Origin of the sequence: Spirosoma utsteinense (assembly GCF_014282275.1) — a bacterium.
Lineage (GTDB): Bacteria > Bacteroidota > Bacteroidia > Cytophagales > Spirosomataceae > Spirosoma > Spirosoma utsteinense.
Map to the genome: position 1 here is coordinate 33,518 of NZ_VFIA01000026.1, position 22,166 is coordinate 55,683.

Below are 22,166 nucleotides of genomic sequence, written 5' to 3' on the forward strand. Positions count from 1 at the left end.
TGTCTGAATCAAAAGTACAGGTCCGGCACTACGGAATCAGTGACTTTTATCACTCAGAACAGGCAATTAGATCAGCAATTCCCGACCGATCATATAAACCGGAATGGGCAACGTAAAAGCCAAAAGAGCCCGGAGGGATTACAGAATCTCTATTTTGTTGCGCATGAGCTGGATCTGTCCGTTTTTCTCCAATTGCTTGAGCAGGCGGGAAATAACCTCGCGGGAGGTGGCCATTTCCTGAGCGATCTCTTCGTGGGTGACCGTCAGCACCCGGCACTGGCAGCTTTCTGTTTTTTTGTGGAGGTACGTCAGCAGCCGCTCATCCAGCTTGTGAAAAACCACCTCGTCGATGGTAGCCAGCAAATTGTCGAACCGCTTTTGGTAGGTCTGAAAAACGAACTGCTTCCAGGTCGGGAACCGACACATCCATTCATCAACTTTTTCAACCGGAATGGCGATCAGTTCAGTCTCTTCTTCGGCAATGGCCGTCACTTCACTCTGTTTGCTCCCCAGGCAACAGGTCAGCGACATGGCGCAGGTATCGAGTTCCCCCAGGTAATACAACAGCACCTCCCGGCCTTCCTTATCGGGCCGCATGATTTTCACCGATCCATTCAGGATGAACGGAACCGACCGGATGTATTCGCCCGGCCGGATCAGGTAAGCGCCGACCGGCACTTGCTTGAACTGGCTATAACGAACCAGTTCGTCCAGCAGCGCCAGTTCAAACTTGCCCGAAAGTGCTTTCTGTAAATAGTCTATGGTGAGGTTCATAATTGAATGTCAACGCAGGTTAGGTTATCAGCAAGACACAATGTCCCAGCTTCTTTAACAGTCGTTTCAGCGTTGCAGTTGCCTTAACCAGCCCTATTGGCCGACCAACACTGGCATGGATCAACGAATTGTCGGTACAGATCAACGGTTACCAGTGCGCGTAGACAGAGGGGCCGGGCCCGGCTTACTCTAACTTCGAAAAGGGGAGCAGCATAGGTACCTGTTTTTGGTACTGCCGGTACTGATGCCCGAAGACCGTTAGCAGTTTCTGCTCTTCAAAATAGATTCCGATCCGGATATAGAGAAAGGCAAATCCATCGAAAAGCAAATTGGTCAAGGTTGGCTGTCGTACCAACAGGCCAGCCAGTACGATCAGGAGCGCTACGTAAAGTGGATGCCGTACATACCGCAGCAGCCCCTGCCGACGCAACGTTTCTGGTTTCGCGGCCGTTTGCCGGGGTGGCCAGCCGGCAAATTCGGCCAGGTCATAACCGCGTAACGCTGTCACCCCCAGTACTACCCCCAAAACGATCAGCCCCAGACCGATCATTTCAGACCCGGTCCATACCAGGATAGTCTGGCGCGGGGCCGCCCCATAGGCCAACAGAACAGGCAGGAACGTGACTAGGGCAACGGCATTATAGACCAGCCGGTAGTACCGAAAGAATCGGGCTCCAGCTTTGACCGCCCATTGCTTGAATGCCGTGGCCGCCGTCAGGCTATGCAACGCCCCAAAGAGTAACCAGGCCAGAAAAAGCGGAACGTAGGCAGACATCGTATGTTGGCGTTTTCTTAGGCAAGAACCGGATGCCGGTGAAAGGGCTTCTGCCGGTCGAACAGGTACCGGTAGGTAACCAGCACCCGGCTTTGCTCGGCACCTAAGTTACGGGATATGTTCAGCATTTTGGGATTGAAGTCGCCGTTCCACTGCAACTCAACATCTTTATAGGAAGTCGCTGATTTTATGACCTTCTCCGCTTCCACGATCATAAAGTAATCGATACCGGTACCCTGAAATTCGGGTACGATGCCATAGGCAATGCCAACAAAACGGGTACAGACGCCCAATAGCTTAAGGACAAAAAACTTCACTTTCGCCCAGGCATTGAACTGGCCGTCCAGACGGCTGACAATCTGGTTGATGTCGGGTATATTCAGCCACATGGCCACCGGCTCATCTTTGTGATAGGCAAACCAGATAAGCTTCTCGTCCAGGATGGGTGCCATGGATTTAAACAGCCGAACCGCCTGCTCAACCCCCATTTCCTTGTTGCCTTCGTGCTTCGACCAGGCTTTATTGTACACGGTACTGAAGTCGCTGGCGTATTTGCGCGATTCCGATTTCAGCAGGTGTTTGACCTTGAAATCGGGATTGCCGGTAAAATGCGCGTGAGCGGTATAGAACTTGGGGTGCAGTTGAGACGACTCGGACGCTACCGTCATCCGAAAGCAGAGCTGGTTATAGAAATTCTGAAAGCCGTAGGTTTCAAATAACGCCTGGTAATAGGGAGGATTGTAGTTCATGGTATAGAGCGGTGGCTCGAAACCCGATACCAGCAGCCCCCACCACTTATCCCGTTCACCAAAATTAATAGGGCCATCCATAGCCTCCACCCCGCGCGTTTGCAGCCATCCTCTGGCTTCATCGAAGAGCCGACTGGCGGCCCGCTGATCATCGATGCAGTCGAAGAAACCCACTCCGCCCACCTTCACATCATCGCCTTTGTTCTTATAGCGCTTGCTGATGAAGGCCGCAATTCGGCCAATCAGTTGCCCTTCCTCATTTTTGAGTATCCATCGAACCACCTCACCGTCCCGAAATGATTTGTTCTTTTTCGGGTCGAAGACCTCAAGCACATCCTTATCCAACGGCCTGATCCAGTTTGGATTCTCCCGGTTGAGTTGGATATGAACGGTCAGGAAATCAATTTCCCGTTCCCGGTTGTCAACGTCAATAAGTACCATTGGTGTATCGCGTTTTTCTGAGGAACACTATAATCGGCGGTCAAAGGTCAGCGGTCGACGCTGCTTTCGGGCACTGGCGCAACAGGGGGCTTGCCTGACGTAATCACACCGGCTTTGCCCTTGCCGGACAACGATAGCGGCAAACTATCAGGCGTTGAGTGCTATATAGCTCAGCGCTCCCGCCCCATACCCCAGCAGGGCAAGCCAGCCCGTTTGCCGAATATAGCCAAAAAAGGTCAGGCGCTCCATACCCATGACCGCTACGCCTGCAGCCGACCCGATAACCAGCAGGCTCCCGCCCGTACCGGCACAGAAGGCCAGCAGCTCCCATAGCCGGTGATCGGCCGGAAACAGTTGCAAATCATACATACCCATGGCCGCTGCCACCAGCGGTACGTTATCGACCACGGCCGACGCCGTACCGATCAACAGCACCGTCAGGTCCATATTGCCGACCGTTTCGTTCAGCCAGCCCGCCACCCCCGACAACATATGTGTTGCTTCCAGCGCACCAACGGCCAGCAGGATACCCACAAAAAAGAGCAGACTGCTGGTATCGGTTTTGCTCAGTGCGTAGGCTGCCGACGATCACAAACATAGCAATACCTACCACCAGCATGGTATTCCGCTGAAAAGCAGTCGAGTCGCGGGCAGTAGCCAGCGCCGGGGCCGGTTTGTTTAAATGAACAACTTCTTCGAGTGTTATCAGCAGATAACCAACCACGAAGACAATAGGTAATGCAGTCAACATAAGAGCAGGGAAACAAAATAGCCATTTGCCCACGACAAATGGCTATTTACTTAGAGCGTTTGGCACAACGCTTAACCAGGCACAAGGTGGCAGGACGATTGCCGTCCCACCTTGTGCCTGTTGATGAAAACCTTAATACTCAGGGCAAATATCGTCTGTTCGGCGAAGGACAGGTGCTACGTATAAGCGATTCGGGACACATCCGATAAACCGGGCCGGGTCCACACCGGTCGCAGCCGCGCTACCGCCTGAACGGCTTCCCGATGGGTGCCGGGCAGCCGCATACAGTGAGTAGCCCCCAGCTGGTAGCTCCAGTTGACATTGGTTCCCGGTCTGGCCACCCCCAGCATAACGACTGGCGTCGAACGCCTGCGCGCTTCGGCCAGCAGCTGCGGCATCGTTCCCCGGTATGTCGTTGAGGTAAGGGAATTCACCAGAATCAGGTGGGGCCGGTCTTCTGTATTCGTCAGGTGTTCGAGCAGTTCTTCACCCGTCGTAAATTCATACAGCAAACAGTCGGGCTGCGTCATACTGAAGGCGCGCCAGAGCCGGAGCTGCGTATCTTCGTCATCATCCACTACGTAAATCAGGTAAGGTTTCAGGTTCATGGCAGTACTGTTTTTTGACTGATGTATCGATGACGTTTCTTAACACGAGATAGCCCCCATCCATAGGAATAGGGGCTATCTTACACTTGCATTGTTCCAACCCTAAATTTGACCCAAAGCCACTTTACTCAGCCATTGGTATTCCATTTGGCAAAACACACCCAATCGGGTTACCCACGTTGACTGTTTATCTATCTTTCCTCAAACAAACCAGAACTAACCAACAACAGCCTGAGCATCGACCGACGACCGTTTCAGCCGTAATCGGCACCACGTCAATAACTGAATTTGCTCGGTAGGCGTAAGCAGTCGTAAAAACTTGCGCAACTCTTTTCGGAATAAGCGCCGGTCGAAACCAACCTTGTCCAGTACGCACTGACTATACTCTAACCACGACATAGCGGTAGCGATTTAATGTTGAACAAATTTGATAATAATTTTAACAATACCACGTGAAAATGTGGTTAGAAATTTATTAGAAATCAAACCGGCACCGGCTGCTCTGTTGCGCTGCTGCCCGTTACCGTAGCCCGACGGTTAAACACAATGGGACTTGATTTCATACAATCGTTCATCAAGTAAATCGTCTCAATTACGTAAATGAGTTCTTCGTAAGCCCCCACACAGTCGGCTTTCAGGTGGTTGAACTGACGAACGCTCTCCTTATACGTCTCCACAAAATCCAGCAGGCTGATGTTACCTTTCTGAAAGCTGGTGATTATCCTCTACAGCCGTTCGAACTATTCCCTAAACCGGCCATCGACCGACTGTGCCATGCGCTGGACCTCGCGAACTTTTTGCACGGCCGTCACCACCTCGTTGCCTATCTGCATCACCTGCTGTTGCTGGAGGTGCCGGTTCGTTTTCAGGAGACGGGCATGACGCGCTGCGTCTCATTACTGGCCAACACCAGGTCAATGATGCAGGCGAGTTGCTGAATATCGGTCGGCGTGACAGCGGGTTCGGCTCCGTTCACCAGCGCGTCGTAGAGGTTATCGTAAAACGGACTGTAATTGCCCCGTTCGCTTTCGACCGGTTCAGCGCGCCCGGCCTGATACAGGGTACCCCAGCGGTCCGGCGGTTCGGTACCCCAGCCGGACTCGTTGGGAAGCCGATCGACTCGTAACTGCTCCTCCTGAACATCCAGCCCTCCTTTCGTAAAGGAGCCCTCGGTTCCGTGCAGGCAGTAACGTAACTGATTCTGATAAGCCATCAGGCTCGATTTCAGCCTGACCACTTTATCGGTGTAGCCCAGCCGGATGTCGAAGTAATCGGTAACCTGACTATGGGGGCGAATGATCCGGACGGAAGCCTGTACGGTATCGGGTTTACCAAACAGGTGCAGGGCCTGGTCGATCAGGTGCGGCCCCAGGTTGTAAAGACTTCCCCGGCCTGGACCCGGCTGCTCTTTCCAACTCCGCGTGGCCGGGTCTACGGGCGAGAAGCGGTCATATCGATTTTCGTACTCCACCAGTTTCCCCAGCGCGCCACCGGCCAGCAGGCGTTTGACGGTCAGAAAATCCGAATCCCACCGCCGGTTCTGATAGGCCGTGACGAGAAGGCCCTGCCGCTGCGCCAGCGCCAGCACCTGTGCAGCCTCCCGCTCCGACAGGGCGAACGGTTTTTCAACCACCACGTGCTTGCCTTTTTCCAGCCCTTTGCGCGCGTAGTCTGTATGGGTCTCGTTAGGCGAACAGATGAAGACCAGATCGATCGATGGATCATCGAAGAGTTCATCGGCCGTAGCGACCCACTCGACCGATGCGTCGAACTGTCGGACAGCCTCCGGACGGCTGCTGGCAATTTTCTTTAAACGAAAGCGTGGATTAACCGACAGAAAGGGCGCGTGGAAGTACCGTCCCGACAAACCAAATCCCACTAAACCAACCTGAATAACGGTAGACATAAAACGAACGAAAAACGAATGGGCAAAAGCCCGGCTGGCCGCGAACGACCCTGTATAAATCACCAGTCGTAGCCGGGAAGTAACTAACTATACCAGGGCCAGTTTCAAGCCCTGAATCCATGTTTGCTCTGCATCATCTGAATGAAGCTGAGTCCATTTTCGGCGATATCCCAGGGGTCGTTGTATTCGCGCCAGACGTTGATCGAGTTGGCAAAATCGATGTCGTTCCGCGTAAACGCTTCGATGGTCATCCAGCCCGTATAATTCAGCTCGGCCAGCGTCCGGAACGTATCATCCCAGGGAATATGTCCGTCGCCGGGTGTTCCGCGGTCGTTCTCGCTGATGTGGACGTGCGCCAGCACCGGCGCTATAGTCCGTATCGCTTCGGGAAATCGTTTCTCCTCGATGTTGGCATGGTGGGTGTCGAACATGGCCCGCACGTTCGGGTGGTCGGCCTGGCGGATCAGCGTCGATAGCTGGCTCATCGTGTTGCAGAGATAACACTCGAACCGGTTCAAGGCCTCTACAGCCAGCACGATACCGGCCTGCCTGGCATAGTCGCCCACGGCATGAAGTACCTCGGCACTATGGGCGTATTCAGCTGGTTGTGGCTCCCGTCGGCTGAATGTGGCAAAGGCGGAGTGAATAGGCCCACAAATAACGCTGGCGTTCATGGCCTGTGCCCGGTCGATGGCTCCTTTCAAAAAGTCGACGGCCTGAGCCCGGACGCTGGCCGATTCGCTGGCCGGATTCTGGTCGGGGCCAACCACCGTCACGCAGGTGCTCTGGAGACCGAGCTGCGCCAGATGCTCACCAAACTGCCGATAGGCAGCAACGGGCTGATTGTCGATGAAACATTCGACGCCATCGTAGCCGATCGTTTTCAGGCGGTCGGCTATCGGGTTCAGCTGCTCCGACATAACGGCCGACCAGGCCAGTACGTTGAAGCCGACAGGTGTACTGCTCGGTTGAGTTGGTTCGGTTTTGGTGGTCATTGTTGATACAGACATAGAAGGATAAAAAGAACAGTTTTTCCGGCTGAGTCCAGGTGCTTCTCAGGCGCAGGAAACGATTAATGCGCGATCAGCCAGTTGCGAACGCGGGGGTTGAAATCGTCGATACATTCCCAATGGAAAGCGTGTCCGGCTTCGTCATAAAGGTATAACTCGCTGGCAGGGATGGCACCGGCAACCTCTTCACTCATCCACGCAGGCGTAAACATATCATTTCGACCACCAATGACCAGGCAGGGGGTATCGATCGTACCCAGGTCGGCGAGGGTGTCGTGGGTGATGCACGCATCGGCTTGCCCTTCAAGTCCATGCAGGGGCTGGGGAGACGGGTCGATGGCAGCCTGCTGGCGACCGGCCTGAAAGTCAGCGAACACAGCCTCGTCGTCCCAGCTTCGCTTGGCGTAGATCAGCAACTGGATATAAGCGGCAAACTCCTCCGGTCTGAGCCGCGCTTTGATGGTGACCATATGCCGAAAAATAGCTTCGGCCATCCGGTCGCACCGTGCCCAGGGACACATCAGCACCAGCGAACGCACTTTATCGGGATGCCGCAGGGCTAACTGCTGGGCAATGGTACTTCCCATCGAAACACCTACCACCCGCACGGCACCCAACCCCAGCTGGTCGATCAGGCCAGCGTAATCATCAGCCATCTGGGCGGTCGTATACGGTCCGGCGGGTTTGTCGGACCGGCCCACCCCCCGGTTGTCGCCCAGGATACAGCGAAAGGAATGCTGCCAGTCGTCGGCGTGTTTTTCCCAGACCGCGCCGGGCGCTGTAATACCCATAATGAGCAGAAGGGGCTCGCCTGAGCCCCTCTCTTCGTAGTACAGGTTGATGCCGTTGGTTTCAACAAAAGGCATAGTGTTAGTAGTTATACGTTGCTAACGGCCGGCAACAGGGTTTCATATACCCAGCGGCCATCGTGGAGCGTCACCCCATCCGGGTCGTCCATGGCTTCGGGGCCTTCGTCTTCGCAGATGATCCAGCCGCTGTACTGCTGCTCGATCAGCCATTGGGTGATGCCGACAAAATCGACTTTTCCCCGCCCCAGCAAGGCGAATTCAGGATCGCCATTCCAGTCTTTGAAATGAACCAGGTTGATGAGCGACGCATACTCTTTCATCTTCGTCAGCGGGTCCATGCCGCCATTGATGAGGTGGCCCACATCGGGCGTCCAGCCCGTTACCGATGCGTCGAGGGATTCGATAATTACCCGGTAATCGTCTTCCGTGCGGGTGATGGACGAGTGTGGGGAGTTGGGGTGAAAACTACAGGGCACGCCCTGCTCTACGGCCCGGCGCGACACCCGGTTGACGATGTTCACCAGATTCTGTCGGCGAACTTCCAGGTCGTGCCGCCCGGTTGGCTTCTGCACGGTACAAAGCAGGGCACCCGGAAAATGTTTCAGCAGCGCAATGGCGCGGTCGGCTTCGTACCCCTCCTGCTCGGTTTCGTCGGTCCCGTTCCAGTCCAGGGCCAGCGCAATAGCGGCCAGTTCCACGCCCTGCTCGTTGAGTTTCTGGCCCAGATGCTCGGGATCGGGCAGATCGCCCATCCAGTTGAAGATGGGTTCGATGCCGGCGAAACCCGCCTGTGCCGTAATATCGATCATGTGCCCCAGGCGATTGGCGTGGGTCTGACCATTGTTGTTCATGAACCAGGTGTAGGCTTCGGCACCGAAGCGAAACGGGACGGGTGATGTCATACAAAAAATTCAGCGTTCCTTTAAATGATTACTTTTCCATCGGATGCTCTTTGAGCAACTGGGTCGGCGAATAAAAGTCGGTCTTGCGTTCGGTAGCTGCCCTCACTTTCTTCACCTGATCGGGAGAAACCGCCGGGGCCGTATTGCCAAACGAATTTCGGACATAGGTCAGCACAGCGGCTACCTCATCGTCTTTGAGGAGCCCACCAAACGGGGTCATCGGCACCTGACCGGGATAGGTTTTGCCTACCACTTCAATAGGGCCCATAACCCCTTTCAGCACTATTTTTATCAGCCGTTCTTCGTTGCCCGACACCCAGTTGGTACCCGTCAGGGGTGGAAAACCGGAAGCGGCCAGCCCTTTCCCATCGGCCTGATGGCAGGTTGTGCAGTAGCCTTCTTTGGCATAAATCTGTTTACCCATCGTATACAGAGCCAGCTCCTCGCCCTTCAGCGTCGACTTCACTACTTTTTCCGCCACCTTTTTTACCGGTACCCCGTTCAGGTGGGCAACGGCCGTTTCATGGGCATGTACCATCCACTCGTCGAGGGGCTTTTTAGCCGCTTCAGCCAGGACAGGCAACCCTTTTTCTTTGCCGATCCAGGAAGCCGCCACGATGGCCGCGAGCCGAACCCGGCTGTTGTCGTCCCGTGCCGCCTGCATCAGCAGATCGGCCTGGTTGGGAACCTGATGACCCGTATAACGCACCACCTGAACGGCAGCCGCCCGGGCGTGGTAGTCTTTGGCGTTGAGAACCTGTTTCAGCAACTTCTGGTCAACTTTATTCATACCCCAGCTCACCCATAATCCTTCCAGCAGGTGATGCTCGTAGCGGGGATCGGTCTTGTCCAGACTGGCCACCCAGGTATTCAGTCTGGCCAGCACCTGCGACGCATCCCGTCCGCGCAGTTCGCGCCGGGTCCGGTACCGGGTCCTGTATTCGGGCAGTTTCAGGTTGTTCAGCAGTTCGTCGATGCTGGCTCCGTCGATTTTAGCGGGTGTCACCAATGGCCTCGACGGGTAGGTAATCCGATATACCCGGCCATGCGAATGATCGCGCAGGGGGTCGCGGGCGTTGTGCTGCATGTGACCGATCAGGATGTTGTGCCAGTCGATCAGGTACAGCGACCCGTCCGGGGCGAACTCCATATCGACGGGCCGGAAGTTCCGGTCTTCACTCACGACCAGGTCGGCCCGGTGGCGGCTTTTGTAGCCGGTGCCGTCATCGACCAGGGTGTGTTCTTTCATGCCCAGAAACCCAATGGTGTTGTTGATCAGGAAGTCGCCCTGAATATCGTCGGGGAAGTGGCGGCTCGACACAAACTCCAGACCGGAGGTAGGCCGCACCCGATGCGCTTCTTCCACTAACTGAACCGATTTGTGGGTAGCTTCGCCATAGCGCGGCAATACCGAACCGGGCATCATCCAGCGCACATCCGGGCTGGATGTCTCGGCAAAGAAGGGCTGCCCCCAATCATCGAACGCAATACCCCACGGATTTGGAATAGACAGTTGCGCCGTCCGCTCCAGTTTATGAAGCTGGGGGCTATAGCGGTAAAATCCGCCGTTGGTAGCCCGAACGGGACCGTAGGACGTTTCTACGTTGGTGTGCAGAAATACGCCTTCGCCCGAGTAGATAGCACCGGAGGGGTCGACGCAAAAGGCGTGGCTATTGTGGTGGGTGTCGTGATCGTCGTACCCGCTCAGGAGGATCTCCCGTTTGTCGGCCCGGTCGTCGCCGTTGGTGTCGGTCAGCAGCTTCAGGTTGGTACCCTGCGAGACGTACACGCCTTCTTTCGCAATTTCGAAACCAAGTGGCAGGTGAAGACCATCGGCAAAAACGGTTTGCTTGTCGGCTTTGCCGTCGTTGTTGGTATCTTCCAGAATAAGGATTTTGTCGTTCGGCTTGGCATCACCCGGTTTGTAATGCGGGTAGCTGGGCATGACCGCCACCCACAGCCGGCCTTTGCCATCGAACGACATCTGCATGGGTTTGGCCAGATCCGGAAACTCTTCTTCCGACGCAAACAGCTCGATTTTATACCCCTGCGGCACCTTTAGCTTGCTCAGGGCTTCCTGCCCGTACAGGTACTGCAGGCTACCGTTCTTCTCCGGGTTGAAATTGGTTTTTACCGGCGGGAGTGGCCTCGTCCGCTTGTCGGCAGCGGCCAGATCCATTTTTTCGCCTTTCGAAGCCGCCAGCCAAACCGCCGTATCCCGGATGGCAGTCAACTCACGGATCTTTTCAATTTCGGCCGGGTAGTTGTCCGGCCCGAAGGGATTGTACCGCCGGCCGTACACATGAACGCCATTGGGAACTTTAATATCGTTATGCCACATCCAGTTCTTTTCCAGCACGGCCGCCTGCACCAGTTCCCGGTTAGTCCCGGCTTTGGGGGCGGTCTTGCCAAACACCTGATCGGCCAGCAGTACCCCTAGTTTTTTATACCCTTCTTCGTTCAGTTGAGAGCCGTCGATGGTAAGCGGTTCGGCACTGCTTTCGTACCACTGCTGAGACGGCGTAAAGGCGTCGACGAAGAGCACCTTGTTCTGTTCGGCAACCTCCTGCATCACCTTCGTGTAGAGCGACAGGTTCTGGTTCTCTTTTTTACCGTTCGGCAGATCATACAGGGACGAAAGGTCCTCGAAGGCAATAGGTGATACGATGGCCAGTTGCGGAGCGGTAGTCCCGTTGTATTTCTGGCTCAGCGTCCATTTGATAAAGGCATCCAGTTCAGCCTTGTAATTGGCAAGTCCTTCCCGGCCCTGGAACGACTCATTATACCCGAAGAACGCCACGATCACATCGGGTTTCAGGCGGGCAAGCCACTGGTCGGGCGTATCGAAATGACCTTCGCTCTCGGAGTTTTTGGCCAGCTCGGTCTGAAATTTCTCGGCACCGGGAAACGCCCACGGCAGGTTGCGGCTGGCGTGGGGTCTGAATCCCGGCGTATCGCCCCCGTCGCACATGTTGCGGATGAAGAGCGACTGCTCAGGATAGCGCACCTGCATTTCGGTTTCGAAATGGCCGTAGTTCATCATCCTCGATCCCAGGTTGTTGCCCAGCAGAACGATGCGCGACCCCTTGGACAGGGGCAGCGATTGAAATTCATTTACCTGAAAAGCACTCCCGGCAATAAGCAGAAATCCCGCTGCGAGGAGCCACCCTCCAAATCTGTTTCTCTTCGGCTGAATCATGACGATTGGTAAGAATAGTAGCTGAAATAGGTGAGCGGTCCACCAATCCGGTCAGGACTTGCTGGGGTGGCCATAGGGAACGTTGATCGCCAGCGGCCCTTTCCAGCGGTCGGCACCGCGGCTTTTGGGAACCGGCTTACCCAGTTCCCAGTGAATGGCATTGATCACGAGCCGCTGAAACGACTCTACCCGAAAATCTTCCGGATGGCCCAGCGTGGTCATGAAGGCTTTGCCGCCCCACTGGTTCTGCCACGTCCAGGCTACCGGGTTGTCGATAGCGGGCTTATCGGGATTGACCGATTTGCCCATCAGCAGCGGCACAGCCCCTTTGGCCGGGTAGTCGGGCAGGACGCGGTACAGCCACGACGACGCGTGAAAACTCGGCTCCACGCCCGTCAGGATGGGGTGTTTGGCCGCTTCGGGAATGACCGTAACGTCGGTGGTGCTTTTGTGGCCGTAGTGCGTATGTTTGGCGTCGCCACCCCAGCCCGGCGGGGCACCAAACGCGAACTCCCCAAACGCATTCCACCGTTTACGCTCGTCGCCGTCGGGGAAGTTAAACGCGTGGGTAGTGGTGCGAAAGCCCATAACGGGTTTACCCGACTTGAGGTATTCGTCGATGAACGTGAGCTGCTCCTGCGGCAGCAGCCGCCAGCGGAGATAAAACACGGCCAGATCAGCCTCTTTGAGAACTTCCAGACCAGGAATATCTTTCTCGCCATTGTAGTCGGGAGCGGCTTTCAGGACCTTCGTGCGCATACCGTAGTTCTTTTCCAGCTCGGCGGCAATCAGCGGCAGGGTCAGCTCACCACTGTATTCATGGTCGCCGGTGACGAAGACAACATAGGGTTTATTGACACCCGTAGTCGCTGTGTGGGCTAGCCGGGCAAAGGCATCGGTCCAGTTTAGGGAGATGGGAGCCAGCAGGGCGGCCGCCTGTTGAAGAAAAACTCGGCGTTTAGTTCTCATGAAGGGCAGTTCGATACAGTTGACGCGTACTTCCAGGGTAAGGCAATTTCGGGCAGAATTTACTTAATTGATGAGAACAGCCCCCAATCCGCTACCCGCTGAGCACCAAACACCCGCGTGTAACGAACCGGGAGCGCCCCTTCAGTAGCCTGTATTCTGCTTTAGCCTGCTGTTATTTCGGATTTCGGCCGTTGGTATGGGAAACAACAGTTCCCGCTCTTTCAGGACAGGCCCATAGGAGAATTTATGGCCAACAAAGCTGTCGAACCCTTTGGTCGACACGTTAAACGCTTTCCGGAGCCTCGCCATATCGAACCAGGTCTTGTTCTCGAAACTCAGTTCATACCAGCGTTCTTTCCAGATCGACTCCCTCAACTGCTCTTTCGTCAAACCCACCAGATCGGGCAATTTGGCCCGTTTTCTAATGGCGTTAACGGCGGCATACCCATCGGCCGTTGGTCCCGACACTTCGTTGGCCGCTTCGGCATAGGTAAGCAACACCTCGGCATAGCGGATCAACGGCCAGTTCAAATCGCTGTTCGCCGTAGTCAGGTGTGCCTGCGTATCGAAGTGCTTGTAGATATAATACCCACCCAGGTCGACCAGGGCTGCGCGGTCGCTGCTGAGCGAATAGTTCCGGTAGTAGAACTGCTTCTCCTGCGCCCGCAGATCCCCTTTTTCGTATGACTCGACAAACTCTTTGTTGGCAAAAATAGCCCCCGTCTCGTCCGAGTAAGCCGATATGCCCTGGTTATAGGGGATGATGGACGTCTGCCAGCCCGACGGCTGAATGTTGGTAGCAAACTGAACCATGAAGATGTTTTCCCCTACGTTCTTTTTCGCCGGACTGTGCAGGTCGTCGTAGGTTGGGAACAGGCTGTACTGGTTAGCGGCTATGACCTCGCTGGCCTTGTCGGCGGCTTTCTTGAAATACTCAGCCCCTTTTTGCAGGGGGTAGCCTGCCATCGTCAGGTACACACTGGCGAGTAGGGACTTTACGGCCCCGGTAGAAACCCGGCCGGATGGGTCGGCAAACGGCAACCCGGCCGATTCGGCCGCTGTCAGGTCATCGACAATTAGTTTGTAGACGTCTTCCTCGGCTGCCTGGTCGGGATAGAGCGTCGTCGATGCCAGTTCGACCGGCTCCGTAATAAGGGGGACTTTCCCGAATATCCGGACGAGATTAAAGTAGTAGTGAGCACGCAGGAACCGGGCTTCGCCGAGCGACTTCTTTTTGGCCACTTCATCCATGGCGATGCCCGGCAGTCTGGCGATGACCAGGTTGGCGTTGCCAATCCCTTTGTAGCTGGCCACCCAGTATACCCGGCTATATTCATTGTCGGAGGTGTTGACCAGGTTCCTGACGAAGATACTGTTCTGGGCCTGCCCCAACTCGGTATTGGCCAGTCCGGTCCCGAATTCAAGCATCATCCAGGGCGCTCCACCGAAGCCGCCCCCCGTCGTTGTTTTCAGGTTTTCGTAAATGGAGTTGACGGCACTAGTCGCGTGTTCGGGTTTCGTGAAGTAATTATCTACGGTGAAATTCGATTTGTCGGTTTCTTCCAGGAAGTCGGAACAGCCCGATCCGCCCGTAACCAGTGCCGCCACGAGCAGCCACTTCATCGTGATGTGTATCGTCGTTTTCATAGTACCAGTTTTGAATGGGTTAAAGACCAATGTTCAGACCAACCATAAAGACCCGGGGCTTGGGATAATCGTAGAGTGCTACGCCCTGATCGAAGGCGCTACCCGACGTAGATACTTCCGGATCGTAGCCTACGTATTTTGTTGACAGGAAGAAATTCTGCACCGACGCATAGGCCCGTAGCCGGCTCAGCTGGAGCTTGTTGATCACGTTGGGTGAGAAGTTATAGGCCAGCAGCAGGTTCCTGCCCCGGATGAACGACCCGTCCTGCACCCGGTGGGTGTCTTCGTTGGTGTTATAACCCGCCGAAACTGGTCTGAACTGGGCAATAGGGGTATTTTGGTTCTCCGGCGTCCAGGCGTTCAGCACGGTTTTGAAACTGTTGGCGATTCCCTGACGATCTTCGGCCGAGTGCTGGCTTCTGAACAGCACGTCGTTGCCATACATGAACTGCAAATCGAGGGTGAGGTCGAAGTTTTTGTATTTGAAGGTGTTCAGCAGAGTGCCAAATCCGTCGGGAATTCCTTTTCCGATGATGACCCGGTCTTTGTCGTTGATGACCCCGTCCTGGTTGACATCCTGATACTTTACGTCGCCCGGCTTTTTCAGGTATTTGGCGGCTTCCGTTTCTTCGGCCGTTCCCCAGGTTCCCTGATGTACAAATCCAAAGAAAGAACCAACCGGCTCCTGCTCACGCACCACCGTGTAGCCAACGAAGATGTCGGAGCCACCGGTCAGGGCGATGACTTTGTTTTTGTTGAACGATATATTGAAGGTGGTATTCCAGGAGAACCCGCCCCGGTTGACGTTGACGCTGTTGATAGCCAGCTCAAGGCCCCGGTTTTCCATACTGCCTACATTCTTGGAAACCGTCTCATACCCGCTGCTATACGGAACCGGGGCGCTCAGCAGCATATCCGTAGTCAGCTTGCGATACAGATCCATCTCCAGCGACAGCCGGTTCTGAAACAGACCGAGTTCGATACCGGCATCGACCTGATGCGTTTTCTCCCAGCGCAGGTCCGGATTGGCCAGCCGCCCGGTTCCGACGCCAATGGCCCGCGAGCCCCCAAAAATTACCGAGTAGTTGCTCATGCCGGCCAGCGCCTGATAGGCGGTTATTTCCGAGTTGCCGGTTACGCCGTAGCTGGTGCGTATTTTCAGGTTCGAGACCGGCCGCACGTTTTTCATGAAGTCCTCCTCGATTACGCGCCACGCCAGCGCAGCCGACGGGAAGAACGCATACCGGTTGGCCGACCCGAACTTCGACGATCCATCGACGCGCCCGGTCAGCGTCAGCAGGTATTTATCCTTTAGCCCGTAGTTTACCCGGCCGAAGTATGAGTTCAACCCGTAGCCAACGGCCGACGAGGTAGGTGCCTGAGGAACCGACCCTGCGCCCAGGTTATTGTAGCGAAAATAGTCATCCTGAAAATTCTGGGTAGCAGCCCGGCTCATAAACCGGTCGACATGCTGCCAGGCCAGGCCCAGCAGACCCGTAACCGAATGCTGCTGCGCAAATCGTTTGTTATAGGTCAGGTAGTTCTCGAACTGCCAGGAGTTATGCCGCTCGTTGGTGACGCTGGCCGTACCGCCCTGGTTGCGGGATATGTAGTTGAGCGTACGACCCGCATATTCATCCGTCTCCTGATTGATCACGTTGGTGCCGAGGGTCGTGCGCAGTTCGAGGTCTTTGGTCAGGTTGATGTTGGCATACACGTTTCCCAGCATGGTTTGGGTCTTCACGTAGAAAAAGCGCTCCTTCAAAATATTGATCGGATTACCGCCCCCTTCCATACCGGGGTAGTCTTCATTACCAGCCCACCGGCCGTCGGGGTACTTCACCGGAATGATGGGCAGCGCTTCCAGCACCTGCCGCATTGCAATGATCCCACCGGCTCCCAGCGGATCGACCTGATTCTCGTTCTGATCGTTATAGCTGAGCGTTCCGCCTACCTTGATCCAGTTTTTGATCTGGCTGTCGAACACGAACCGGCCGGCATAACGCTTCAGGTACGACTCCTTAACCAGCCCATTCTCATTCCGGTAGCCGAGGTATACGCCGTAGCTATCCTTGGCATTGCCGCCCGAAAAAGACAGCTGATGGTTCTGGGTAAAGGCTCTCTGAAACGTTTCGTCCTGCCAGTCGGTATCGTAGAGCGGATTGCCACTGGCATCGAACAGCAGCGGGTTGGTCCGCTTGGTTCGAGGATCTTTGTACTTGCCCCCGGCCCACCCGACAGGATCATACTTCTGGGCATTCTGATAGGCAATGTCTTCTACCTGCAGGAATTCCCGGGAGTTCAGCAGGGGAATTTTGCGGGGCAGTACCCCAACGCTGAAGTCGGTATCGTACGTGATACGCCCGCCCGTTTGGCTGCCCCGCTTGGTCGTTACCAGAATAACGCCGTTAGCACCCCGGGCACCGTAAATGGCCGTTGCCGATGCATCTTTCAGCACTTCGATACTGGCAATGTCATTCGGGTTGATGAAATCAATGGGCGTACTGCCATTGGTCAGTCCGGACGCGTTCAGGATAACCCCATCGATAACATACAGCGGGTTGTTGGCAACGCTCACGGATGTATTTCCCCGGATGCGAATGTTCGACCGCCCTCCGGGCCGGCCCGAGTTGACTGACACGTTGACCCCCGTGATGCGGCCGGCCAGTCCCTGGTTGAGCGAAGCGGCCGGCCGCTCCATCAGGACGTCGGCTTTTACCGTACCCACCGCTCCCGTCAAATCCGATTTCTTCTGAACCCCGTAGCCCACGACGACAACTTCGTTCAACGTTTTATCGTCGGGAGCCAGCTGCACATCTACCGTCGTACGATTGCCGACGGTGACTTCCTGGTTAAGGTATCCTACAAATGAAAAAACCAGTATGGTAGCCGCAGCGCCCGCTTCATCGGGAATGGTCATCTTGTAGCCACCCCCGGCGTCGGTGGTGGTGCCCCGCGTGGTGCCTTTGATCACCACACTCACCCCCGGCAGTACCTCGTCGGTTTCACTTTTTACGGTACCCGTAATGCTTCGATCGGCCACCACAGTGATAGCGGGTCTAACCTCTTTCAGGCTTCGGTCGGCCAGTAAAGACTGGCGGCTATCGGGCATCGGCAGTTCTGGTTCTGGTAGCCGTTCATCGGTATCCGCTACTTTTCTGGGTTTTTTACTGCCAACGATCAGGTATGAGTTCGTATTTACTTTTTTGTAGCGCAGCCCCAGCGGGCTCAGTACGTTATCCAGATTTTTTTCGAGCGATGCCTTCACGTTGACCGTCTCGATCGGCACCGGCAGTCCTTCTACTGCACGGAGTTCGAAGAGGATATTGACACCATACCGGCTGTTGAGATCGGCTAGCACATCTTTAAGCTGACGAACGTTTGCATTGACAGGCTGAGACGGGTTTTGCCGCACGTTACTGGCCAGGATAACTGACTGGGACCAGCCTGGCTGTATACCTAAAAGCAATAGCAGGAGAGAGACCCCTGCTTTCAGGGATCTGAGTAGATACTTTTCCATACAAGATAAAAGGTTGAATTAGTGAGGGTTAATGACTAATCAGTTGCACCCGGTTTTCCTGCCGGATGACGTTAACATTGAGGAGCTGGGAGATAGATTGTAGAAGCTGATCGGCATTTTCGGCTCGTAGCGAGCCGACCAGTACCCGTTGAGCCAGTTCGGGATCGTTGATCTCAACCTGTAGCCCATAGCTTTCTTCCAGCATATAAGCCACTTCGCGCAGGGGGGTCTCATCGAAAACAAAGCGTTTCTCACTCCAGGATGGCCGCCGTTCCGGTCGTTTGATGGTGTTAAGGGCGATGTGATTTTGCCGGTCGAGGGTGGCCAGTTGTCCCGGCTTCATCAACAACTGCCGGTGGGTAGCTCCTTCCTGATACTGGAGCCTGACGCGGCCTTTGTTCAACGCAACCCGAACACCCCGCTCGCGCGAAAAAACCGTAAAATCCGTGCCCAGCACAATCACATGCAGCCCTTTCTGCGTTTTAACGACAAATTTCTGATGGCTGGCTGTGTGTCTGACATCGAAGTTAGCCTCTCCCCTGAGCTTCACTTCCCGGGTGCTGTTTCCAAATCCCCAGCGCGGCACCCGCAGGCGGGAGTTGGCGTTCAGGCTTACCCGGCTTCCATCAGGCAGCTGCACCGATCGGGTTTCGCCATAAGCAGTCTCATAAGTGCGGTAGAGGAGCTGGTTGCGTCCCAGAAAAGCACAGATACCGAGCAGGAACAGGACCGATGCTGCCATGAGCCACGACCTACTGAACCACTTCCGCCAATTCGACGTGAGCGGTACCGATTCGATATCCGATTCGTCAGCAGGGTTCCTGACCAGAAAATCAGCGTACCGTTGATAAGCGACTTCTGTCTGAGCAACGTACTGGGGGTGTTTGTTCTCCCACTCTTCCAGCCACTCATAATAGGTCTCTTCGTTCGCTGTATGGCGCAGCCACTGGGCAATCCGTTCGCGCTGCAAGGGCGACGTTTTCCGGGCGAAGTGACTGAATATAAAGTCTTTGTCGATTTCTGATTCCATGTTCTGTTGATGTGGTTTCCAGCCGCTATCCTCCCGGTGACTTCCTGACTACTGATTTGCCGCTACGACATCAGCCCGCGAACACATACCCGATCATGCCGACCGCGGTGAGCCAGTGATCTTTCAGCCCTTTTCGGACAATACTCAGCGCTTTGACGATGTGGACTTCGACGGTCTTGATCGAAAGCCCTAGTTCGGTGGCGATATCCTGGTACTTTTTCCCTTCAAATCGGCTGAGCAGAAATACTTTTCGACACTGGGGCGGCAGTCGTTCAACCAGGTCTTCTACGGTATGCAGGACCTCTTCGAACTGCATGATCTGGTCGGGTCGCTGGCAGAAAGATGCTTCCTGGATCAGAGCCGTTTCGATATCTTCCAGTTTGTGAAATTCCAGACGCAGGTAGTTGAAGGCTTCGTTGCGAACACTGCGGAACAGGTAATAGCGGTATGATGAGGTGATATTTTCGTAGGCTTTCGTCTTCCAGAACTTGCAGAACACCTCACTCACGAGATCTTCTGCCGTCTCTTTGGAGTAGACATACCGCACCGCATGACTGCATAAAGCCTGGTGGTACCGCCGGAAGAGCAGTTCACACCCTTTTTGGGGGCTGTCCTGAAAGGCCAGCCGTGTAAAGAATTCCGTATCGCGGGTTGCGGGCATTTCAGGCGTTGTCTCGCTATCGGGACCCGGTAGAACCACTTCCTCGACATTCACCGGACGCCTTTGACGTTCTGACTCGATCAGCTGACGTTGCATAGTCTACCGCTTTCTAAATGATGCCTATAAAAAGTTCAATCCTATATAAGTAAAGACAACATTTGAGTAAAAACCCCTTAGCTGTTTCGTATAATTTCTAAAATAAAGACAAAAAATAGGGGAAATTGCTACTTCCCCGTCCTGTAAGGCCCTGGATGAGAGTGTGATGCCGCCGACACCAAATGGCTTACAAAAGAAATGTGGGGTATGGTTGATGGCTAGGGTGCGGTTAGATTCCTGACCGCACTCTTGCCATCAACCATACCCCACCTACAGTACCGTTTGCTACGGCTTGAGGAAGGTTGCTACATTCGCAGTGGTGACCAGCTGAAATGGAATAAGGGTCTGTTTCTCGAACGCCTGTCTTTTGGCTGCTTTGAGGGCCGTTTCAATAGCTTTCGACCCCTGCTGTTCGGCATTCTGAAAAACCGTGGCGTCCAGCGTACCTTTTTTCACCGCCTGCAGCGCGTCGGGGATGGCGTCGATGCTGACGACGATAACCTTGCTTTTCAAGCCCGCATCCTCCAGCGCTTTTACCGCACCCAGGCCCATCTCGTCGTTATGGGCAAAGACCGCGTTGATCTGCGGGCCATAGGACTGAATCCAGTTTTCCATCAGCGACATGGCCTTCGCCCGGTCCCACTCGCCGGTCTGCTGGGCCAGCAGTTTCAGGTTAGGGTACTGCTTCAGGATTTCGCGGGCACCCTGTTCCCGTTTTATCTGAGCAGCCTGACCCATGTAGCCGTGCATCATCACGACATTCCCTTTCCCGCCCAGTTTTTCGGCAATGAATTTCATCGCGATTCTCGCCGACTCTACATCGTCGGAACCCACAAAGGCCGATGGTTTGGTGCTGGTTTCTGAATTGACGTTGATAATCGGAATCCCGGCGGCCAGGGCCTTCGTCACGGCGGGTGAACTGGCTTCCACTTCGCACGGATTCATGATGATGGCGTCAACTTTTTGGGCAATGAAGCTCTCGACCTGTTCCACCTGTTTCAGGGGCGACCGCTCCGCATCGACGGTGATCAGGTCAACGCCCTCGGCTTCCGCTTTTTTGGCCATCTCGTCGTGGACATTGACGATGAACTCGTTTTGCATACTGAGCATAGTGACGCCCACAACCAGTTTTTTACTGCCGCCACCCGCTCCTTTCTCGCTACTTGTCGACTGGTTACAGCCCACCAGTAGAAGAACAGCGAAAAGGACATGACTCAGGGTGGCTATGCGTATACGTTTCATATCAGGGTGGTTTTAGGGCGGGTTACGCGTTGGTCTTGTTATGTAAACTATCGAGCACAACGGCCCCAATGATGATAATGCCCATTACGACCTGCTGATAATAGGAGGTCACGTTGAGCAGGTCCAGCCCGTTGCTGATGACGCCGATCAGGAGGGCACCGATAAGGGTTCCGGTCATGGTTCCGCTACCACCCGACGTGCTGGTGCCGCCAATGATAGCAGCCGCAATGGCGTCCAGTTCAAACCCGGCTCCGGCATTGGGCTGGCCAGTCGTGATGCGCGATGTCAGGAGTATACCCGCCAGTGCCGCCAGGCCGCCACAGAGGGTATAAACGGCCATTTTAACGGCCCCGACCCGGATACCCGACGCTCTGGCAGCCTGCTCGTTTCCCCCAACGGCATACATGTATCGCCCCAACACTGTTTTTCTCAGGACGATGGTGCAGCTAATGAAAGCAACGATGAGGAGGATGATCAGCGTAGGAACGCCCAGCACTTTGCCCCCGCCAATGAAGTTGAACGAGTCGGAGAGATTGGAAACGGGGCGGCCGTTGCTCAGGATCAGGGCCAGCCCCCGGCCGATGGTCATGGTGCCGAGCGTGACAATGAAAGGCGGCACGTTGCTGCGGGTAACGACAAAGCCGTTGAAGGCACCGAAAGCTACCCCGGCCAGCAGGCCCATCAGCAACGGAACCGCAACGGGAAACGTATCGGGGTGGGCGAAAGAGGCCGCTACGACGCCCGTTACGGCCACCATAGAGCCAATGGACAGGTCGATGCCGCCGGTGATGATAACGAACGTGACCCCAAAGGCCAGCAAGGCGTTTATGGACACCTGGGTTACAATGATCATCAGGTTCTGGACCGTCAGAAAACGGGGCGTCAGGACCGACAGGGCGATACAGATGAGGAGGAAGGCAGCCAGTAACCCGTACTTGCCAATACCCTGAACGCGTGTTTTGTATGACGTGCTAACCTGATTGAAGGAGGTTGTAAAGCCGTTTTTCATGCCTGATTTTAAACGTTAATCCCGTGGAGAGACGGATACCGCCGTGATTCTCTAAGTGTTGCGCGCAT

At 55.1% G+C, this 22,166-nt stretch carries 18 protein-coding genes and 1 pseudogene; all 19 read right to left on the minus strand.

Annotation, left to right across the window (positions count from 1 at the left end; all coding sequences use genetic code 11):
- Positions 1–138: 138 nt before the first annotated feature.
- Positions 139–774: a Crp/Fnr family transcriptional regulator gene (locus tag FH603_RS18955; RefSeq protein WP_186739270.1), complete on the minus strand. Its 636-nt coding sequence runs from the start codon at positions 772–774 to the stop codon at positions 139–141.
- Positions 775–958: 184 nt separating this feature from the next.
- Positions 959–1,549, minus strand: coding sequence for a methyltransferase family protein (locus FH603_RS18960; protein WP_186739271.1), 591 nt, complete (start codon positions 1,547–1,549; stop codon positions 959–961).
- A gap of 17 nt (positions 1,550–1,566) precedes the next feature.
- Entirely contained in the window at positions 1,567–2,739 is a 1,173-nt protein-coding gene (locus tag FH603_RS18965) for a hypothetical protein (RefSeq protein WP_186739272.1), read from the minus strand.
- 147 nt (positions 2,740–2,886) lie between these two features.
- Positions 2,887–3,324, minus strand: a pseudogene (locus tag FH603_RS18970) (SLC13 family permease); the annotation flags it as partial.
- Positions 3,325–3,666: 342 nt separating this feature from the next.
- Positions 3,667–4,098, minus strand: a complete 432-nt coding sequence (locus tag FH603_RS18975; RefSeq protein ID WP_186739273.1) for a response regulator — start codon at positions 4,096–4,098, stop codon at positions 3,667–3,669.
- Between the two features lie 216 nt (positions 4,099–4,314).
- Entirely contained in the window at positions 4,315–4,497 is a 183-nt protein-coding gene (locus tag FH603_RS18980) for a hypothetical protein (protein ID WP_186739274.1), read from the minus strand.
- A gap of 83 nt (positions 4,498–4,580) precedes the next feature.
- Positions 4,581–4,775, minus strand: coding sequence for a hypothetical protein (locus FH603_RS18985; RefSeq protein ID WP_186739275.1), 195 nt, complete (start codon positions 4,773–4,775; stop codon positions 4,581–4,583).
- A 188-nt stretch (positions 4,776–4,963) separates the two neighbouring features.
- Positions 4,964–6,004: a Gfo/Idh/MocA family oxidoreductase gene (locus tag FH603_RS18990; protein ID WP_186739276.1), complete on the minus strand. Its 1,041-nt coding sequence runs from the start codon at positions 6,002–6,004 to the stop codon at positions 4,964–4,966.
- Between the two features lie 104 nt (positions 6,005–6,108).
- Positions 6,109–7,014 (minus strand): sugar phosphate isomerase/epimerase family protein, encoded by a 906-nt coding sequence (locus FH603_RS18995; RefSeq protein ID WP_235985463.1) that lies wholly within the window; start codon positions 7,012–7,014, stop codon positions 6,109–6,111.
- A gap of 62 nt (positions 7,015–7,076) precedes the next feature.
- The gene (locus FH603_RS19000; protein WP_186739277.1) at positions 7,077–7,880 is read right to left on the minus strand and encodes an alpha/beta fold hydrolase; all 804 of its coding nucleotides are present in this window, start codon (positions 7,878–7,880) and stop codon (positions 7,077–7,079) included.
- 11 nt (positions 7,881–7,891) lie between these two features.
- Positions 7,892–8,725, minus strand: a complete 834-nt coding sequence (locus tag FH603_RS19005; protein ID WP_186739278.1) for a sugar phosphate isomerase/epimerase family protein — start codon at positions 8,723–8,725, stop codon at positions 7,892–7,894.
- A gap of 28 nt (positions 8,726–8,753) precedes the next feature.
- The gene (locus FH603_RS19010; protein ID WP_186739279.1) at positions 8,754–11,924 is read right to left on the minus strand and encodes a PVC-type heme-binding CxxCH protein; all 3,171 of its coding nucleotides are present in this window, start codon (positions 11,922–11,924) and stop codon (positions 8,754–8,756) included.
- A 51-nt stretch (positions 11,925–11,975) separates the two neighbouring features.
- Positions 11,976–12,893, minus strand: a complete 918-nt coding sequence (locus tag FH603_RS19015; protein WP_186739280.1) for a ThuA domain-containing protein — start codon at positions 12,891–12,893, stop codon at positions 11,976–11,978.
- A 141-nt stretch (positions 12,894–13,034) separates the two neighbouring features.
- Positions 13,035–14,540 carry a RagB/SusD family nutrient uptake outer membrane protein gene (locus FH603_RS19020; protein ID WP_186739281.1) on the minus strand — a complete coding sequence of 502 codons (1,506 nt, stop codon included), beginning with the start codon at positions 14,538–14,540 and terminating at the stop codon, positions 13,035–13,037.
- Positions 14,541–14,559: 19 nt separating this feature from the next.
- Positions 14,560–18,060: a SusC/RagA family TonB-linked outer membrane protein gene (locus FH603_RS19025; RefSeq protein WP_186739282.1), complete on the minus strand. Its 3,501-nt coding sequence runs from the start codon at positions 18,058–18,060 to the stop codon at positions 14,560–14,562.
- Between the two features lie 28 nt (positions 18,061–18,088).
- Positions 18,089–19,090, minus strand: coding sequence for a FecR family protein (locus FH603_RS19030; RefSeq protein WP_186739283.1), 1,002 nt, complete (start codon positions 19,088–19,090; stop codon positions 18,089–18,091).
- A gap of 70 nt (positions 19,091–19,160) precedes the next feature.
- Positions 19,161–19,847 carry an RNA polymerase sigma-70 factor gene (locus FH603_RS19035; RefSeq protein WP_235985462.1) on the minus strand — a complete coding sequence of 229 codons (687 nt, stop codon included), beginning with the start codon at positions 19,845–19,847 and terminating at the stop codon, positions 19,161–19,163.
- A gap of 285 nt (positions 19,848–20,132) precedes the next feature.
- Entirely contained in the window at positions 20,133–21,089 is a 957-nt protein-coding gene (locus FH603_RS19040; protein WP_186739284.1) for a sugar ABC transporter substrate-binding protein, read from the minus strand.
- Positions 21,090–21,111: 22 nt separating this feature from the next.
- A complete protein-coding gene (locus FH603_RS19045) occupies positions 21,112–22,098 on the minus strand; it encodes an ABC transporter permease (protein ID WP_186739285.1) in 987 nt (328 codons plus the stop codon).
- Positions 22,099–22,166 lie beyond the last annotated feature (68 nt).

Bases quoted from the DNA above. Each gene is read 5' to 3' on its own strand.
- FH603_RS18955 (WP_186739270.1), bottom strand. From the start codon at position 774: ATGAACCTCACCATAGACTATTTACAGAAAGCACTTTCGGGCAAGTTT.
- FH603_RS18960 (WP_186739271.1), bottom strand. From the start codon at position 1,549: ATGTCTGCCTACGTTCCGCTTTTTCTGGCCTGGTTACTCTTTGGGGCG.
- FH603_RS18965 (WP_186739272.1), bottom strand. From the start codon at position 2,739: ATGGTACTTATTGACGTTGACAACCGGGAACGGGAAATTGATTTCCTG.
- FH603_RS18975 (WP_186739273.1), bottom strand. From the start codon at position 4,098: ATGAACCTGAAACCTTACCTGATTTACGTAGTGGATGATGACGAAGAT.
- FH603_RS18980 (WP_186739274.1), bottom strand. From the start codon at position 4,497: ATGTCGTGGTTAGAGTATAGTCAGTGCGTACTGGACAAGGTTGGTTTC.
- FH603_RS18990 (WP_186739276.1), bottom strand. From the start codon at position 6,004: ATGTCTACCGTTATTCAGGTTGGTTTAGTGGGATTTGGTTTGTCGGGA.
- FH603_RS18995 (WP_235985463.1), bottom strand. From the start codon at position 7,014: ATGTCTGTATCAACAATGACCACCAAAACCGAACCAACTCAACCGAGC.
- FH603_RS19000 (WP_186739277.1), bottom strand. From the start codon at position 7,880: ATGCCTTTTGTTGAAACCAACGGCATCAACCTGTACTACGAAGAGAGG.
- FH603_RS19005 (WP_186739278.1), bottom strand. From the start codon at position 8,725: ATGACATCACCCGTCCCGTTTCGCTTCGGTGCCGAAGCCTACACCTGG.
- FH603_RS19010 (WP_186739279.1), bottom strand. From the start codon at position 11,924: ATGATTCAGCCGAAGAGAAACAGATTTGGAGGGTGGCTCCTCGCAGCG.
- FH603_RS19015 (WP_186739280.1), bottom strand. From the start codon at position 12,893: ATGAGAACTAAACGCCGAGTTTTTCTTCAACAGGCGGCCGCCCTGCTG.
- FH603_RS19020 (WP_186739281.1), bottom strand. From the start codon at position 14,540: ATGAAAACGACGATACACATCACGATGAAGTGGCTGCTCGTGGCGGCA.
- FH603_RS19025 (WP_186739282.1), bottom strand. From the start codon at position 18,060: ATGGAAAAGTATCTACTCAGATCCCTGAAAGCAGGGGTCTCTCTCCTG.
- FH603_RS19030 (WP_186739283.1), bottom strand. From the start codon at position 19,090: ATGGAATCAGAAATCGACAAAGACTTTATATTCAGTCACTTCGCCCGG.
- FH603_RS19035 (WP_235985462.1), bottom strand. From the start codon at position 19,847: ATGCAACGTCAGCTGATCGAGTCAGAACGTCAAAGGCGTCCGGTGAAT.
- FH603_RS19040 (WP_186739284.1), bottom strand. From the start codon at position 21,089: ATGAAACGTATACGCATAGCCACCCTGAGTCATGTCCTTTTCGCTGTT.
- FH603_RS19045 (WP_186739285.1), bottom strand. From the start codon at position 22,098: ATGAAAAACGGCTTTACAACCTCCTTCAATCAGGTTAGCACGTCATAC.